The organism is Pseudalkalibacillus sp. A8 (assembly GCF_045920555.1).
Classification (GTDB): Bacteria; Bacillota; Bacilli; order Bacillales; family Fictibacillaceae; genus Pseudalkalibacillus.
The window spans coordinates 5,543,402-5,561,501 of sequence record NZ_CP174509.1; the positions used below are offsets into that span (position 1 = coordinate 5,543,402).

General features: G+C 41.9%; 18 protein-coding genes. All 18 read right to left on the reverse strand.

The features are described 5' to 3' along the window. Position 1: 1 nt before the first annotated feature. Complete coding sequence (locus ACJROX_RS27765) at positions 2–988, reverse strand: alpha-ketoacid dehydrogenase subunit beta (RefSeq protein WP_408008408.1); 987 nt, start codon at positions 986–988, stop codon at positions 2–4. Between the two features lie 26 nt (positions 989–1,014). Next, the gene (locus ACJROX_RS27770; protein ID WP_408008409.1) at positions 1,015–2,004 is read right to left on the reverse strand and encodes a thiamine pyrophosphate-dependent dehydrogenase E1 component subunit alpha; all 990 of its coding nucleotides are present in this window, start codon (positions 2,002–2,004) and stop codon (positions 1,015–1,017) included. Between the two features lie 68 nt (positions 2,005–2,072). After that, positions 2,073–3,095, reverse strand: coding sequence for a zinc-binding dehydrogenase (locus tag ACJROX_RS27775; protein ID WP_408008410.1), 1,023 nt, complete (start codon positions 3,093–3,095; stop codon positions 2,073–2,075). A 126-nt stretch (positions 3,096–3,221) separates the two neighbouring features. After that, positions 3,222–4,691, reverse strand: coding sequence for an NAD-dependent succinate-semialdehyde dehydrogenase (locus tag ACJROX_RS27780; RefSeq protein ID WP_408008411.1), 1,470 nt, complete (start codon positions 4,689–4,691; stop codon positions 3,222–3,224). A gap of 40 nt (positions 4,692–4,731) precedes the next feature. Further along, positions 4,732–5,505, reverse strand: coding sequence for an acetoin reductase (locus tag ACJROX_RS27785; RefSeq protein WP_408008412.1), 774 nt, complete (start codon positions 5,503–5,505; stop codon positions 4,732–4,734). Positions 5,506–5,533: 28 nt separating this feature from the next. Next, on the reverse strand, positions 5,534–6,289 hold the full coding sequence (nfsA, locus tag ACJROX_RS27790) for an oxygen-insensitive NADPH nitroreductase (RefSeq protein ID WP_408008413.1): 756 nt from the start codon (positions 6,287–6,289) through the stop codon (positions 5,534–5,536). Positions 6,290–6,298: 9 nt separating this feature from the next. After that, positions 6,299–7,312, reverse strand: coding sequence for a zinc-binding dehydrogenase (locus ACJROX_RS27795; RefSeq protein WP_408008414.1), 1,014 nt, complete (start codon positions 7,310–7,312; stop codon positions 6,299–6,301). Between the two features lie 8 nt (positions 7,313–7,320). After that, entirely contained in the window at positions 7,321–8,025 is a 705-nt protein-coding gene (locus ACJROX_RS27800; RefSeq protein WP_408008415.1) for an ABC transporter ATP-binding protein, read from the reverse strand. After that, positions 8,018–8,740, reverse strand: a complete 723-nt coding sequence (locus ACJROX_RS27805; RefSeq protein WP_408008416.1) for an ABC transporter ATP-binding protein — start codon at positions 8,738–8,740, stop codon at positions 8,018–8,020. The genes ACJROX_RS27800 and ACJROX_RS27805 overlap by 8 nt, the downstream gene beginning before the upstream one ends. Then, the gene (locus tag ACJROX_RS27810) at positions 8,724–9,731 is read right to left on the reverse strand and encodes a branched-chain amino acid ABC transporter permease (protein ID WP_408008417.1); all 1,008 of its coding nucleotides are present in this window, start codon (positions 9,729–9,731) and stop codon (positions 8,724–8,726) included. The genes ACJROX_RS27805 and ACJROX_RS27810 overlap by 17 nt, the downstream gene beginning before the upstream one ends. Beyond that, complete coding sequence (locus tag ACJROX_RS27815) at positions 9,728–10,612, reverse strand: branched-chain amino acid ABC transporter permease (protein WP_408008418.1); 885 nt, start codon at positions 10,610–10,612, stop codon at positions 9,728–9,730. The genes ACJROX_RS27810 and ACJROX_RS27815 overlap by 4 nt, the downstream gene beginning before the upstream one ends. 69 nt (positions 10,613–10,681) lie before the next feature. Further along, entirely contained in the window at positions 10,682–11,911 is a 1,230-nt protein-coding gene (locus ACJROX_RS27820; protein WP_408008419.1) for an ABC transporter substrate-binding protein, read from the reverse strand. A gap of 18 nt (positions 11,912–11,929) precedes the next feature. Continuing rightward, positions 11,930–13,162: an ABC transporter substrate-binding protein gene (locus tag ACJROX_RS27825; RefSeq protein ID WP_408008420.1), complete on the reverse strand. Its 1,233-nt coding sequence runs from the start codon at positions 13,160–13,162 to the stop codon at positions 11,930–11,932. Positions 13,163–13,182: 20 nt separating this feature from the next. Beyond that, on the reverse strand, positions 13,183–13,941 hold the full coding sequence (locus ACJROX_RS27830) for an SDR family NAD(P)-dependent oxidoreductase (protein ID WP_408008421.1): 759 nt from the start codon (positions 13,939–13,941) through the stop codon (positions 13,183–13,185). Then, on the reverse strand, positions 13,928–15,100 hold the full coding sequence (locus ACJROX_RS27835) for an iron-containing alcohol dehydrogenase (RefSeq protein WP_408008422.1): 1,173 nt from the start codon (positions 15,098–15,100) through the stop codon (positions 13,928–13,930). Before ACJROX_RS27835 ends, ACJROX_RS27830 begins: the two co-directional genes overlap by 14 nt. Before the next feature lie 547 nt (positions 15,101–15,647). After that, positions 15,648–16,223 carry a hypothetical protein gene (locus ACJROX_RS27840; protein ID WP_408008423.1) on the reverse strand — a complete coding sequence of 192 codons (576 nt, stop codon included), beginning with the start codon at positions 16,221–16,223 and terminating at the stop codon, positions 15,648–15,650. 3 nt (positions 16,224–16,226) lie between these two features. After that, the gene (locus ACJROX_RS27845; protein WP_408008424.1) at positions 16,227–17,792 is read right to left on the reverse strand and encodes a sodium:solute symporter family protein; all 1,566 of its coding nucleotides are present in this window, start codon (positions 17,790–17,792) and stop codon (positions 16,227–16,229) included. 17 nt (positions 17,793–17,809) lie between these two features. Continuing rightward, on the reverse strand, positions 17,810–18,028 hold the full coding sequence (locus tag ACJROX_RS27850) for a hypothetical protein (RefSeq protein WP_408008425.1): 219 nt from the start codon (positions 18,026–18,028) through the stop codon (positions 17,810–17,812). Between the last annotated feature and the right edge of the window lie 72 nt (positions 18,029–18,100).

An 18,100-nucleotide genomic window follows, 5' to 3' on the forward strand; every position in this document is an offset into this window, starting at 1 on the left:
CTTAGACATGTGTAATCAATGTTGATTTGACGGCTTTCAGTATATCTTCGACTTGGGGGACTGCTTTTTCTTCCAGTTTCGGATTGTAAGGGATGGGCACCGGTTTGCCTCCAACCCTCGTAACAGGTGCATCCAAATAATCGAACGCCTCACTTTCGTTAATGATACTTGCAATCTCGGCGCCATAACCTCCGCGTTGTACAGCTTCATAAACCACCACTGCCCGACTAGTCTTCTTGACAGATTCAACGATGGTCTTTATATCCAGAGGCACAAGGGTTCGTGGATCGATCACTTCGATGCTGATTCCTTCCTTTTCAAGTTCTTCAGCGGCTTGAAGGACGCGATGGACCATCATTGAAGTTGCTACAACAGTCACATCAGAACCTTCGCGCTTAATATCGGCTTCACCGAGCGGAATACTGTAACGCTCCTCAGGGACATCTCCAACTTGTCCATATAAGAGTTTGTGCTCATAGAAGATGACAGGATTGTTATCATCAATGGCAGCTTTTAATAGACCTTTAGCATCGTATGGGGTGGATGGTTGCACGACTTTTAATCCCGGAATATGGGTCATCCATGCCTCTAAACTTTGGGAGTGTTGTGCTGCAAAACCGGCTCCGGACCCACCAGGCGTTCGGACTACCATTGGGATCATCCCTTTTCCACCGTTCATATATCTTAATTTGGCGGCTTGGTTCACGATTTGATCCATCGCTATGGTGATGAAGTCGGAAAATTGCAATTCCAAAATGGGCCGCATCCCGGTCAGGGCCGACCCGACCGCTAGACCACTGATCGCCGCTTCTGAGATCGGGGTATTCAGGACCTTTTCAGGTCCTACCTCTTCGACCATCCCATTTGTCACACCGAACGCTCCTCCATAAATCCCAATATCTTCACCGAGAATATATACGTCCTTATTGGCTTTTATCTCTTGTATCATGGTTTCTCTCAATGCTTCGGCATAGGTAATTTTGCGCATATCAATTCCTCCCTGTATTTATGCTTTTAGGCAAAGACATCTTCTTCAAGAAGATCGAGTGATGGCTCAGGGCTATTTTCTGCGTACTCAATCGCATCTTCCAGTACCTTTTGCACTTTTTGTTCTAACTCGACGATTTCCTTCTCAGTAAGTACTTCATCATGAAGGAGTTGTTGTTTAAAATTTGAAATCCCGTCTCGTTTTTTCATCCAATCCTTTTCTTCTTCTCGTGTACGGTATTTTCTGGCGTCACTTCTGGAGTGCCCTTTCCAGCGATAGGTTTTAGCTTCAATTAAAGTAGGGCCTTCCCCTTTCTTAGCACGTTCCAAGGCTTTATGTGTCGTTTCAAAGACTTTTAAAACATCGGTGCCATCAATGGTTTCACCTGGTATCCCATATGAAGCTGCCCGTTCGGCCAAGTTTTCGACATTGGTCATTTCAGTTATATTTCCGGACATTCCATATTGGTTGTTTTCACAGAAAAAAATGACCGGTAGATTCCAGATTGATGCAAGGTTGAGGGATTCATGGAAGCTCCCTTCGTTTGTCGCACCATCACCAAAAAAACACACAACGGAATAGCCGAGATTTTTCTTTAAGGAGGTAAATGCCGCCCCACAAGCTAACGGTAAACCGCCTGCCACAATCCCATTTGCGCCCAGATTCCCTTTGTCCAGATCGGCAATATGCATCGATCCACCTTTTCCTTTACAGTGTCCGGTCTCCTTTCCTAAAAGCTCTGCCATCATTCGATTGATATCGGTCCCTTTTGCAATACAATGGCCGTGTCCTCGATGGGTACTGGTAATTTTATCTTCATCTGTTAACACCGCGCATGCGCCAACAGCCGTCGGTTCCTGCCCGATACATAAGTGCATAGTCCCGTGAATTTTTCCTTCCATGAATAATTTCTCGACCGTCTCTTCAAACCCCCGGATCAACAGCATTTGATACAACAAATCAACAATCTTCTCTTTTCCAAGCTTTTGAACATAATTTGGATAACTGGTTTGCATGTTATAAACCTCCTTTAATCGATTCAAATCTGCTAGGCTACAAACATCTTTACGATTCACTTGTCAATTTAATAGTCATAATATAATAGGACCTTTCCACACTCTTTTGCTTCACAAATTTCGAAGGCACGTTCCCATGCACTCAATGGAAGAACATCTGTAATGATAGGTTTAAGATGGACGGCATTTAAAGAAAGGATTTTTTTGATTTTATCCCAGGTTTTCATCGAATGTGCATAGGATCCAAATAATTGCAGTTGCTTGTAAAGGATGGTATCCATATCCATCTCAACCTCACTTCCGATTATGCCAACCTGTATGTATTTCCCCATTTTCTTCAAAGATTGTAAAGAAGTATTGACCGCAGAGGGCGCTCCCGAACATTCGACGGCGATGTCTACTCCAAGTCCGGACGTCTTTTCACGGACAATTTCTTCTATATCTTCCGTGAAGACATCGATAACGGCATTGGCACCGAGTTCTCTTGCAATCTGAAGACGTTTTTCATCCTGGGTCGTTCCCGTAACCATGACATTGCATCCTTTGGCAACGAGTAAACTTAAACAAATCAGCCCAATAGGGCCTGGGCCAGAAAGAAGGACCCAGTCACCAGTGTGAATCTCGGTTAATTCTTCAATGGCTTGGACAGCACAAGCAAGTGGTTCAGCAAGAGCAGCTTCTTGTAATGAAAGATTTGGCGGGACTTTAAACACCATCTCTTCGTTAACAACGACATATTCCGTAAAACTTCCATGAACGCCACTCCCGATGCTTCTTCGTTCTGAACAGAACATATAATAGCCTTGTTTACAATACATGCATTTTTTACATATCCATGCGATCGATGGAAGAACCATCACATGATCGCCAGAATGGATGTGATTGACGTTTTTACCCGACTCTACCACTTCCCCTGAAAATTCATGCCCAATAACGACAGGGGGATAATTCTTATAGGAATCATGGTAGATGTGCAAATCAGTCCCACAAATACCGGAATAATGAACTTTGATTTTAATTTCGGTCGCACCGCATACCGGCTCTGGAATGTCCAACAATTCCATATTGCCGAAACCCGATTTTGTTTTCATAAGCGCTCGCATATCATTTCCCTCCACATCTTGTAAGTCTTCCGCTGTTTTTATCCATGTTTAATAGATGGTACCGGCCATATCCACGTTGATACGACCGGCCTGATTAGGATTTCTATAAGCCTTTTACAAGCTTAAGGAAATGAACTTTTCTTCTAGGTAGTCTTTGATGCCCTGATGGCCACCTTCCCGACCATAACCACTTTGATTCATACCACCAAACGGCGCTTGTGGAACACCAGGTACCGCATCATTTAATCCGATGACACCGAAATTCAAGGATTCAGAAACCCGTACGGCTCTTTCCAAATTGGAGGTATATAAATAGGCCGCTAAGCCATATTCTGTATCGTTTGCTTCAATGATTACCTCCTCATCACTGCTGAATGTGAATAATGGGGCGACTGGCCCGAACGTTTCTTCTGACATGATGAACATATCTTTGGATACATTGTCGATGACGGTAGGTTCAAAGAAATACCCATCTCCATCTTCTTTAATATGTCCTCCCTCTAAAACAACCGCCCCTTTTAATTGAGCGTCCTTCACATGTTCCACGACCTTGTTTAGACCGTCCTCATTGACAAGAGGACCAATTTGCACAGATGGATCGAGGCTGTCTCCCACTTTTAGATGCCTTACCTTCTCGATAAAACGTGTAGCAAACTCTTCTTTCACATTCTCATGAACGTATATTCGGTTGGCACAGATACATGTTTGTCCCGCATTTCTGAATTTACTGGCTAATGCACCTTCGGCAGCCTTATCCAAATCAGCATCTTCAAAGACAATGAAAGGGGCATGTCCACCTAATTCAAGGGACAGTTTCTTCAATTGTTTCGCTGATTTTTCGACGAGTGTTTTGCCCACGTCTGTAGATCCTGTAAAAGATACCTTCTTCACAACCGGATTCTCGAAGATCTCATCAGAAATTTCTTGGGTTTTCCCTGCTACGATATTAACGACACCATTAGGAATCCCTGCTTTTTCTACTAATTTTGCAAATGCAAGGGCAGAAAGTGGCGATTGACTGGCCGGCTTTACAACCCCCGTACATCCTGCTGCTAAAGCTGGTCCTAATTTTCTCGTCATCATGGCTAGAGGGAAGTTCCAAGGTGTGATCGCTGCAACGACTCCAACAGGCTGTTTAATGACAAATAATCGTTTATTCGGCGAGGATGCTGGAATCGTCTCCCCATAAACACGGCGACCCTCTTCGGCATACCACGATAGGAAATTAGCGGCATATTTCACTTCCCCGATGGATTCCCCAAATGCTTTTCCCATCTCCATACTCATCAAAGTCGCTAATTCTTCTTCATTTTCCAACATCAAATCACGAAGCCTTAATAGATAGTCCGCTCGATCGTTAGCCGTCAATTTAGACCATTGCGGAAAAGCGGCATTCGCAGCTTCGATAGCATTCTTGGCCTCATCCCTTCCACCACGAGGGACATTTGCGATGACTTCCTTTGTCGAGGGATTCTTTAAAGTGAAAAAGGTATCTGTACTGGCTGTTACCCAGCTACCATTCACAAATAGTTTGACTTCCTCTAAATCGAGCAACGAAAAATCTTTTGTTGTTGTATTAGCCATGCTTTCATCCTCCTGTTTGGTTTATATTGAAGCGTTTCGTTTAAGAAAAAACGATTCCACCATCGATCATGATGGCTTGTCCCGTCATATAATTGGCGTCATCTGATGCGAGGAAGGATAAGAGATTCGCTACATCCTCCGGTTCTTCCACCCTACCTAATGGGATGTTGTCGACTCGGTTTTTGAAGGTTTCTCCTAATGGTACATTCAGGTATTCACTCATTTTTTGGTCGATTTCTTCCCACATCTTCGTCCCGACGACGCCTGGACAATATGCATTGACTGTAATGCCGTAACGGGCCAGTTCTTTGGCAGCGGTCTGTGTCATGCCAATGACGGAAAATTTCGTTGCGGCATAATGACTGAGAAATTCCACGCCTCTTTTACCGGATGTACTGCTTGCCGTAATGATTTTTCCGCTTTTTTGTTTCATCATGACTTTTGCTGCTGCTTGCATGCAAAAGAGCGTCCCAAACACATTGATGCGGAAGATTTTTTCCATGTCTTCTTCCGTAATCTCAATGAATGGCTTCACTTGTACAATACCAGCGTTTGCGACCATAGCATCCAACCGGCCAAACCGTTCGACGACTTTGTCGACCATTTGGAAAACCTGTTCTCGATCACTGATATCCCCAGGAATCGTCAGGCTCTCTTGACCTATTGACGTAATCTCAGCCGAAACGAGCTGAACAGCTTCCTCATTAACATCATTTAAAGCGACTGTGAAACCATCTTTGGCAAGCCTCAGGGCAATAGCACGACCAATTCCTCCCCCTGCACCCGTAATAATAGCAACCTTGTTTCCTTTCATATTCCACCTCTACTTTTCTGGGATGACCCTACTCCAAATGAACCCCCTTGGATGCAAGGAAAGATTTCATGTACCCTCTTCTTTTTTCTACTAAAAAAGAACTCATGGTATTGGTCCAGTTTGCATCTTTGTTATTGGATAGGCGATTTTTATAATAATGCGCCAATTCAACGTCATATTCCTCTAATAGGGCAGGGTATTTGTCTTCTTGATAGCGATTTTCGTGAAGAATCGCCTCCACGGGCAAACGTGGCTTCACCAACTGGATTTCATCCGGGACACCGACTGTCATGCCAAACAGAGGAAATGTTTTATCCGGTAAATCCACGACTTTACTGATTTCTTCTGGATTGTTACGGACTCCACCTATAAAACAAATACCTAATCCTCTTGATTCTGCGGCCACTACAAAGTTTTGGGCAAATAAAGCGGTATCTACCACCGAGACGATAAAATTTTCTACGGTATCATATTGCATGGATGTTCCGTGTTTTTGACAAGCATACTCCAGCCGCTTCATGTCCGCACAGAACAACAATAAAATGGGTGCAGAATGAATCTGGGGTTCATTCTTGGACAATGTCGCGATCGCTGCTTTCTTCTTAAGATCGGTCACATGAATGACGGAGTACGCTTGGACAAAGTTGGAACTTGCAGCATGTTGTGCCGAAGTGAGGAGTTCTTTTAGCATATCGATTGGGACATCTTCATTCTTATATTTCCGAATAGATGTATGACTTTTTAAGAGTTCCAATGTGTTAGTTAGGTTTTTATCCAGATTCATAGTTTTGTTCTATCCCTCCTTTGTTTCCATCGTGAGCACGGATTTCAAAACGGTCTGGTTAAAACTGTCCGTAAAAGCTTGGACAGCATTGGATAGAGAATAATAGTCAACAACATACTGTAAGGACTCTTCGTGAGATTTCAATAACTCAAATGCAAGTTGATAATCGGATGGATCACACCCATAACTCGTTATCAAGGACCATTCATTTCGGACCAATTGCGTGAGAAACAGGGAGGTCTCTTCTTCGTATAACGCGACAATGATCGCTTTTCCTCCCTTTTTCAACCTGTTGAAGCCCAGCTGAACGGCTGAATTGGCACCCGAACATTCAAACAATAGGTCCACTTTATCAGGTACTGGGCCGTGTTCGACGACATGCGGCTCAACACCGAACAAGGGACATTTTGATAAACGGCTTTCAAAATCGCGTTCTAATCCAGATAAAATGACCTTGGCACCTTTCAGTACACAAATGATGCTGACGAAAAGACCGATAATCCCAGGCCCCTGAACGAGAACCACTTGTTTGTCGTTGATCTTTCCCGCTCTTTCGACGGCGTGAACAGCAATGGCCATCGGCTCACAGAGAGCAGCAGTGGTGGGAGATAAACCATCAGGAATTTTCTGGATGAATTGTACATTCGTTTTTACATATTCCGCCATCCCGCCGTTAAAATGAAGGCCGATGACCTGATTATGTAAACAGATGGATGTTCGGCCCATCCGGCAATTGTCACATTCACCACAGTAGTGCATCGATTCAACGATGACCTTCTGACCTATCAATTTCTCATTTGATGGATCATGGACGTCTATGACCGTTCCAGCGATTTCATGGCCTAAGATGATCGGCTTTGGAACGAACTCATATCCTTTCGAATGATTGTATGCATGTAGGTCACTCCCACAAACACCGCAACAATCCACTTGAATAAGAACGTCCCCCTCTTTTAATCGTGGTCTTTCTGTCTCTTGGAGCACAACTTCCCTTTTTTGTTTGGTTTTGACAGCCGCTAACATCAAACCACCTACATTCCTAAATACGCTTTCTTGAGATGCGGATCATTAACAAGTTCTGAAGCTGGACCACTTAATGCAAGGCGTCCATTTTCCAATACGAAAGCTTTATTGGAGATTTGTAACGAATGCTGGACATTTTGCTCCACGAGGAGAATCGTAATTCCTGTATTTTTGATATCAAGCAATGCCTTCAATAACTTCTTGACCAGTATCGGCGCGAGACCGAGAGAAAGTTCATCGATAATTAACAATTTGGGATTAGACATCAATCCTCTGGCAATGGCGCACATTTGTTGCTGGCCGCCACTCATATCTCCTGCCAATTGCTTTTTTCGTTCTTGTAAAATCGGAAATAGGTCGTAGACCAGTTTTAGATTCTCCTTATAATGTTTTTTAGCACGTTTTGAATAGGCGCCTAATTCCAAATTTTCTTGAATGGACATGTAATTGAATAACTTTCTTCCTTCAGGTACTTGAATAATGCCTTTTTCAACAATTTCATGTGGATCCATCTTATGGATTTCCTTCCCTAAAAAAGTGATCCTCCCGCTCGAAGGCTTTTCTAATCCGGATATGGTATTGATCGTACTCGATTTCCCAGCAGCATTCGCCCCTAATAAGGCGGCGATCTGGCCTTCCTCAATAGTAAAGGAAAGGTCCCATAGTGCCTGGATTTCACCATAAAACAAGTTGATATTTTCAAGTCTAAGCAAGGCTCAATTCCTCCCCGAGATAGGCTGATATGACCTCTTTATTGTTGGCGATCTCTTTTGGTGTCCCTTCAGCGATTTTTTCACCATGATGCACAACGACAATTCGGTCACATAGATTCATCACGACTTCCATGATGTGTTCAATGATAAGAATGGTCATGCCATTATTCCTTAAACTTCTGATAATCGGAAGGATTTCTTTTACTTCCCTTGGGTTCAGTCCCGCCATGACTTCATCTAGCAAAAGAAGTTGTGGTTGTGTGGCAAGGGCCTTTGCGACTTCTAGTCTTTTTTTGTCTGCGATCGTTAGACTGTTCCCGATTTGATCTTTCTTCTGATCCAGACCGACTTTCTTTAAAATTTCCAAACTGTATTGTTTGGCTTCTTTGGTGTTAGACGTTTTATTAAAAGCCCCGACCATTACATTTTCTAATACTGAGATATTCCCGAAGGGTTTGACGACCTGATAAGTTCTGCCGATCCCTTTCTTGCATATGACATAGGGCTTTTGAGTGGTGATGTCCTCACCATTGAAAAGGATCGATCCAGTCGTGACTGGCAAAGCCCCAGAAATGAGGTTGAAAAGTGTGGTTTTCCCAGCCCCGTTCGGTCCAATGATCCCGACAATTTCATTGGTCTTAACATCAAAGTCGATTCCGTTTACCGCCTTTAAACCACCGAAATGTTTCGATACATTTTTAACTTGAATAGTCAACTTTTCTTCCCTCCTTTTTTCCCCGTGTTTTTAGGGCTTTTAGTTTTTCAGGGATCCTTTTCAGAATTGGTAAGATTCCATTCGGCATAAAGGACACGATGAGTATAAGTAAAATGCCGTAAATCAAGTAGTTCATGCCATTTAAGGCAGGAAAAGAAGATCGTAAAATCTCATTTAAAGGAATGATGATACAAGCACCAAGAAGCGGACCGTAAACCGTACCCATTCCCCCGATAATCGCTATAAGTGCGATCTCGATGGAAAAGTTTAAATTAAATACGGAATCGGGTTCAAAAAAGAGCATGTATTGTGCATAGAAAACGCCTGCTATACCGGTTAATCCAGCACTTAAGATCATGGCTAGCATCTTATACTTTGTAACATGAATACCAAGTGTTTCTGCACTATCTTCATCTTCACGGATCGCTTTCAAATAATAGCCAATCCGTGTTTTATCAACCCAATAAACAATGGCTAAACTGATGAAGAATAATACCAGTACCGCATAGTAGTAAACGCTATACTCTCGAAATATAAAATTTGCAAAGTTAGGATCGAATCGGATGTTAACACCTGATGCTCCATGTGTTAAATCTCGCCAGTATAGCGTGACATGCCGGATGACTTCGGCAAAAGCAATGGTAGCAAGCGTAAAATACGGCCCTTTTAATCGGAACGTAGGCCACCCAAGCAATACACCGCCTCCGATGGAAATCACAGCAGCAATAAAGATACCTAACCAAGGTGAGATGTCAAAATTTAAATATAAAAGAGTAGAAGTATAGGCCCCTAGTCCAAAGAAAATTGCGTGACCTAATGATAACTGCCCCCCATAACCACCAAGAATGTTCCACGCAGTTGATATGGTGGCATACAAAAGAACAAGGATGAAAATATTCAGGTAAAATCGATTGCTAAAAGCGTATGGTACGAAAAATGAGAGTAGGCCAAATAGGAGTAAGTATTTTTGGTTTGATAGGAATCGCATCATTTTAAACCGACCTCCCCTGCTCCTTTTCCAAGGCTGAAAATGCCAGAAGGACGGAATAAAAGGACTAGAATAAAAATAGCAAAATAGACTGCTTCTTTTAGTCCGGGTGAAAATAGAACGCCTGAAAGAGCCTCGACCAGCCCAATAATTAATCCTCCGAAAAAGGCGCCAAACATACTTCCCATTCCTCCTAATACCACAACAACAAAGGCAATGAGTACAAAGGAGGTTCCTACCGTTGGATAAACACTGTATATCGGCATAAGCATCGCTCCAGCAAGGCCTACAAGGGCTGAACCGATTCCAAATGCCAATAGATAAATCCGCTTAACGTTTACCCCCATCAAGTACGCTGCCTGCCTCTGCATTGCAACTGCACGTACCGCTTTACCAGTCATTGTTTTTTGTAAAAATAAATACAAGAGAACCGCTACAGTAATTGCTGTAACAAATGCTATCAATCTTGGAACACTGACAACTAACTCACCAATATGAATGACAGCAGATTGATAACTCGTTCGTACACTAAAGTGATCTGCGCTTACAGTCATTAGCGCTAAATTCTGTAGGGCAATAGAAAGCCCAAGTGTAGCAAATATTTTTGTTGACGCCGGTGTATCCAAGATGGGCTGGATCATAATTCTTTGGGTAATGACACCTAATAAAAACAAACAGATGATTACCAAAATAGCCGATACATATGGATCCATACCCCAAGTTGTATAAAAAAGAAAGCTAATATACATGGATATCATCAGTAATTCACCATGAGCGAAGTTAATAATTCGCACAACACCAAGAATTAAATTAAGCCCCATACTGATAAGGGAATAAATACCACCTAACAATATGCCAGAAATAAGCGTTTGCAGTATTGTCATCAAATACACCCCATAGCGTTTATATTAATTAGGGGGAGACCTCCCCCTAATTACTTCTAAAATCTTAATCTATTTTTTATTTACTTGTGGTTCTTCTACTGCTATTTTTTCAGGCCATACCGTAATCAGTTCCCCATCAATCCATTGATGGACATAAGGTTCACTTTTAAGGTTTTGACCATTTTCCTGGTCAAATTCCACGCCCCAACCTGTAGCAGTGGAACCAGGTTCAACTGTATATTTCAGGGCGGCTTCTTTCAATTTGTCCGGATCGATTTCACCGACTTCATCTAAGACATCGAGGACGACTTTCATACCCATGTAATTAGTTAATGAGTGCCCGGACCTAGGTTCTTGTCCATATTTTTCTTTATAGAGTTTCAAGAAATCTCCCATTCCAGGTGTGTACTCACGGTTGATGTTATATTGTGGGAAATCAACATTGAACAACCCATTCGCTTTTTCCCCTACTGACTCTGCAAAGTCCGTCATTGTGTGACCACCACCTGAACCGATAAAAACCGGAACATCCAGTCCTAATTCCTCACTTTGTCGAGCCAACAGGATCGCATCATTCATATACGACACGGCAATCAATACATCCGGCGCTTCTTTCTCGATGTTCAAAATGACTGAACTCAAATCATTGGTTCCAGCACTGTATGGCTGTGTTGTAACGACATTGATGCCTTCCTTCTTTGATAGTTTCACGGCTTCATCTGCAATGGTTGTCCCGTAAGCCGAGTCCTCGTGGGCGATGGCTACCTTAATGTCAGTTAAGTCTTTACCAAGCTTCTTTGTAACCACGTCTTTAATAAAATTCACATGGGTCTTTGAGAAATAAGATGCAGGCGGATTTGTCCGTAAAATATATTCATATTTTCGATCCGTGATTGAGTCGGATACCGCCCCGAGCTCCCAGTACAGAGCACCGCTTCGTTCCGCTACTTCACTTGCTGCAAACGAGATCGAGCTTGAATAAGAACCTACGATAGCCTGAATCCCTTCCTGATTGATTAAACGGTTTGCTTCCGCCTGTGCAGCATCCGCATCAACCGCATCCCCCTTCACAAGTTCAATTTTCTTCCCCCCGGCTACACCACCGTTTTTGTTGGCCTGCTCGACTGCCAGTTCTACTCCGCGGTAACTTTCCTCACCTAAAAGCGCCAAGTTTCCGGATAAAGGATAAAGCGCGCCGATTTGCAATGTCTCGGAATCGGAACCTCCACCCGGAGTCGAACTACAAGCGGTTAAAACGAATAGAAATAAAATCATGCAGAAACTCGCTATTTTTTTCATTTTTAAGTGAAGCCCTCCTTATTGGTTTTCAAGATCGAATACCGGGTCTGTAACGGATGCCTCCTCAGGCCAAACTGCAACCAGTTCCCCGTCCACCCATTGTTGGACATATGGTCTGCTTTTCAGGTTCTGTCCGGTTTCCGGATCGAATTCGACACCCCAACCCGTAGCTGTCGTACCATTTTCAGCTGTATATTTCAGAGCGGCTTCTTTTAATTTGTCCGGATCTGTTTCTCCCACCTCATCAAGTACATCCAATAAAACCTTCATTCCCATGTAATCAACCAAAGAGTGTCCTGAACGCGGTTCTTCACCATACTTTTCTTTATAGAGTTCAACGAACTCGTTCAACCCAGGTGTGAATTCATCGTTCATATTATATTGAGGGAATGCCACGTTAAAGATTCCATTTGCATCCTCACCTGTAGCATTAATGAAGTCTAACATGTCATGTCCCCCACCAGATCCGATAAATACAGGCACATTTAGCCCTAATTCTTTACTTTGTCTTTCTAATAAAATCGCATCGTTTAAGTATGAAACACCAATCAACACATCAGGCTCTGCATTTTTAAGGTTTAAAATGACAGAACTCAAATCATTGGTCCCAGCACTATAAGGCTGGGTGGATACAATGTTGATGTCTTCCTTTTCCGCCAATTGATGGACGACTTTCGCAATCGTTGTCCCGTAGGACGAATCTTCATGAGCGATGGCTACTTTCACATCGCCCAATTCTTTACCAAGTTGATCGGTAACAACGTCCTTAATGAATTGGATGTGCACCTGTGATAGATAGGACGCTGGTGGATTGGTACGTAAAATATAGTTGTATTTTCGATCGGTAATGTTGTCTGCTACCGCCCCAAACTCCCAATATAAGACACCGCTCCGTTCTGCGACTTCACTGGCTGCAAAAGAGATCGAGCTGGAATATGAGCCAACAATGGTCTCGATGCCTTTTTGGTTGATCAATCGATTGGCTTCCGCCTGTGCCGCATCAGCATCTACAGCATCCCCTTTTACAAGCTCGACTTTCTTTCCTCCAGCCACACCACCATTTTTATTAGCTTGTTCGACAGCTAATTCCACGCCACGGTAACTCTCTTCACCTAAAAGAGCCAAATTTCCGGATAATGGGAACAGCGCCCCAATTTTCAATGTTTCTGTATCTCCACTTGCACCCTCAGAGCTGCATGCCGTTATGATCAATAGACATGCCACGATTATGAAACTGGTAATCTTTTTCATTCAATCCCCCCCTTTTTGGTTTAAGAAATAAGCCAACCGCCATCAACATAAATCGTTTGACCGGTTAAATAATCCGATGCCTCCGTTGCTAAAAATAACGCTGTCCCCTGAAGTTCTTCCACATGTCCGGTTCGTTTCAGCGGAATACGGGATTTCATCCACTCGACACGTTGAGCATCTTCAAAGACTTCCTTTGTCATTTCGGTTTTGAAGTAACCTGGGCCAATGGCATTTACAAGAATGCCATCATCTGCGAACTCGACTGCCAATGCTTTCGTGATTTGGCTAACACCACCTTTACTGGCACCATAAACCGACATATTCTTAAAACCTATCATACTCGTTAAGGAAGCAATGTTAATGATTTTTCCGTATTTCTGCTTTCTCATATGTGGAATGACAGCCTGCGTGGTGAATAGGATGCTTTTTAGGTTGATATCCATCACAAAGTCCCAATCTTCTTCGGTCACTTCTAAAAATGGAAGTCTTTTATTCGTCCCAGCACCATTTACTAAAATATCAATCTTTCCTTCTTTCAGAGCGACTTCATCTATAAAGGAGACTATATTCTCTTTATCCCGTACATCGACCGCTGCATAATAAGCCTTTCTGGACAGGGCTTCGATGTCATGAACCACTTGTTTCAATTCAGCTTCCGTTCTGCTCGTTACCGCTACATTCGCTCCTGCTTCTGCTAAGGCTAATGCAATTGATTTCCCAATCCCACGTCCGCCACCAGTAACAACGGCTGTCTTACCCGTAAGGTCAAATCGCTTCAACTTTAACACCACCAATTGATTTTTTATAAAGCTCGATTACATCCTCATAAGTTGTCGTACGTGGATTTACGGCGATGTTCCCGCTCAAGAGGGCATCCCTCGTCATTTGATCCAACCGGGATTCATCCACATTGAAGTCGGATAGTGTCGTAGGGATACCGATATCTTCTGATAATCTTTTAACCGCATTCACTGCTGTTTCTGCTCGTTCCATCAAAGATAAGCCATCTAGGTTTTCACCCATATCTTCTGCAATATCACTGAATAGTTCGGGAACGGCATAAGAATTAAATTTCATTACGTGCGGGATTAAAATGGAGTTGGCAACACCATGTGGGACCCCGTAAATCGCACTAACAGGGTGACTCAGGGCATGACAATTACCTAATCTCGTATTATTGAAAGCAAGCCCTGCCAGGAGGCTACCCATTATCATGTGATCTCTTGCAACCATATTGTCTCCGCTGTACACGGCTTGTCGTAAGTTCGAACTGATTTTTCGAATCGATTCACGCGCAAGCGCTTTCGAAATCGGGTTAGCCATTTTTGAGGTATATGATTCCACCGCGTGTACAAGTGCATCTAGTCCCGTTGAAGCGGTAATATGCGGTGGCAATGTTTTCGTCACTTCCGGGTCGACTAATGCCCATTTTGGAGCAAGTTTTATACCACCAACGGTTAACTTGTATTGGCGTTCTTCATCTGTTATTACGGTAAACGTGGTAACTTCACTTGCTGTTCCAGCTGTTGTCGGAATTGCAATAAGAGGTAAAGGATCGTTAGGACACTTGTCAATACCTTCGTAGTCAATAATCGAACCCTCATTTGTAGCTAAGGCACACACTGCTTTTGCTACATCTATTGAACTCCCACCCCCCATCGCAACGACAACATCAGCATGGATTTGTTTCAGCGTGCGTAAGGCGTCTTCACAATTTGTTACCGTAGGATTTGGTTGTGTTTCGTCAAAGATGGCGTAATTCAGGTTTCCAATTTGACTTATTACTCGCTCAATCAAACCTGTTTTCCTAATACCTTGGTCGGTAATGATAAGTATATTTTTGAAATCTTGATCCTCGATGATTGATCTAAGTTGTTGTATAACGCCGCTTCCATAGGTGATTTGGGTGGGGTTTTTAAAAGATCCAAATTGGTTCATGTTTACTTTCCTCCTTAAAGTCAATAAATAATGAAACAAAACCAAATGAAACCGCATTCAAAAAAATTGTTTCCAATACATCACATTGGATGATGTAATTTACGCAAAATAGATGAGATTTAATGGTATGATCCCGGGAGAATCTTATGTGCGCTTGTCATGTAAGAATTTTATATGTAATGACTGTCCGTGAAAAAACAAAGGATGATGCCTCTACGATGGACTTTAGTATTATTTAACATGCCTCCTTTTTTATATAACCAAAGTGGTTTGTTTACGTTTATCTAATGCAAGGATCGTGCCAACTTTTTTGATTAATCATTATTTCCCACCTAACGTGTATTTTTGTTTGTTTTTATGTTCATGTTAGAAAATGGGAAATGGATAGGGTGTATAAAAAATCTACAAAATGTGATCCAGTGTTTCTTTTTTTCACTTTCCTCTAATGGGATTAAAAAAGCGTAAGATTAACTGTAATCTTACGCTTGACTAAAGAGTTAAACCCATGATTTTGTTCGATGGCATGATCCCCTCAAAGGAAGTATATCTAATTTACGATCCTGATCTTGGATTGTTGGATTTGATTAATAGTCTGAGTAGGCTCCATGTTTTCATGTAAGGTAAATAAGATATCCTTGAACTGTTCCTCATTTTTTTTAAATTCTTCTGGCGTTGTTAATAGAGAAGCGATCAACATTCTCTGTGTCTTCTCTGAATAAAAAAGCATCTGTAAAACTTTGACTCTTTCATCCTTGCCAAACACACGATAAATGCTATGGTTCGCTATAAATTCCTTTTGCAGTAAATAGGCGTCTCTTTCACCAATGGTACACTTTATTTTCTTGATAATTTTAAATCGTTCCCTATTCCGGCTTTTTCTTTCCTTTTTTTTGAATTGATTTTTTAATTCTTCCACATACTCTTCTAACTCAATAGGTTGCTTCATTTTTGCCCATCTGATAGATAAGGAGGTTTCTTTCTTTTTCGACCCTTCTGTAACCTTATCAATTTTTACCAATCCTTCATCAAAGGTAAATTTATTATTCGGATTAATAAAAATTTGCCAATCTTTAGGATGACTGATACTGACACCGTAAACATTTAACAATAAATGTTTATCCATTACCTATCTAGCCTCCCTATTATTTAAAGCGGTTAATGAATCATCCACTAAACCATTAACTTCTGTGCCTGAATTAATGATTGATTCAACTCGTACAATGTATTTATTAATAATTTGTTCCGGAGCTTTTGTAAATAAACTCACAGCTATATATCCACCAGCATTAAATAGTAAAGCCCAAACTAAAGCGGAAAATCCGAAAGGCGGTGAAATAAAGAATGTAAAGATGGTGGTCACGACTAATCCTAAAATAGTACCTGTAAAGGCCCCTTCTTTTGTTCCTTTTTTCCAGAAAAGCCCTCCAATGGTAGCTGGAAGTATCTGCGCGAAAAATGGAGATGAAAGTTTATAGGCATAATCAACAATATACGTAGGTTTTAATGCCACGACCATTAATGTTAAAAGCATTAAGATGACAAGCAATACACGTCCAAAATAGACTACTTTTCTAGAATCTACTGTTTTTCCTTTCAGTTCATAGGCATGGCGAACAAATACGTCCCTCGATCCTATAGCACTTGCTGATAAAAGTAACGAATCGGCTGTTGATACCCCGAAGGCAAATAAGCATAACAACGATAAAAAGGAAATGATTGGGGTTGCATATTGCGTGGATAGTACTGAAATAATACTATCGGTATTAGCGAAATCAGGCCCAATGATGGCAGGAGCTAAAATCGCCCCGATAATTGCAATTAAGAAAAATACAAACACATAGGCGATGGGAAGAGCCCATGCCATTGTTCTGAATGTATCTTTACTGGCAGCAATATAGGTCCGCATGAAAATATGTGGCCAAACAACTGTTGCAACCGCTCCAGTTAGTACATTGGATAACGTACCTTGCCAGTTGAAAGTCCCATTTGGACCTGGATGTGATAAAATGGGTGCCAATTCTCGGTCTTTTAACATCGTATCTACAGCTTGTGAAAGTCCTCCATTTGGGAAGTAGGTGATTGTAAGATACACCACCAATACGATTAGCGTTCCGGCACCTAATATAAAATGAAACGTATCCATCCATGCTACAGACTTCATCCCGCCCCCAATGATATGCAAGGATACAACAATCGTTGCAAGCCCTACAGCAACAAGATAAGGTACCATACCTTCAGTTGTTACAACCGTCGCATCTCCAATGGCAATAAGTTGCATCGCCACGTATGGCACAATAAACAAAATTAAAATCGAAGCTACTAAAATCCCATATCCTTCAGAATCATATCTCGACCGAAGGTAGTCTACAGGAGTTAAAAACCCATATTCTTTTCCTAATATCCATAACCGGTAGCCGATCACTACAAAAAGTAAACCTGCGATCATACCTCCTGTATTGGATAAGAACCCTATTCCATCTCGATAAAGGGCAGCTGGAACACCGTAAAAAGCTAAAGCCGAAAAGACAGAAATGGCTGTTGTAGCTAGCAATACAAGAGGATTAACACCACGATCTGCCGTAAAAAATGCTTCTGAGGATTTACCTGTCGTTTTAAATGATTTAAACCCATGAAAAACAAGGATTCCAGCATAGATTAATATTCCAATAATAATCATTAAGTTGGCATTCATAATTTACCTCCTTCGGCTCATTGGTCATATTTAACATGTTGTTGTGTGTTAAAGAACGCATTAAAATACAATCCCCACAATATTGCGGCTATGATCGGAGCTGCAAATAGTAAAAACATTTGCAATGGCAACCAACCAAATAGAATTGGATTGGGTAAATACGGTATTAGAATCCAATCAAAAGTAAAATAAGCAATGTTAAAAACAATAAATAATATTTTTACTGTTTTGTTCATCCTTTTTCCTCCTTTTATAAATGACTGCACGTTGGTCATACGGAAAGAAAACGCTTTCTTTTCCGAGTGATC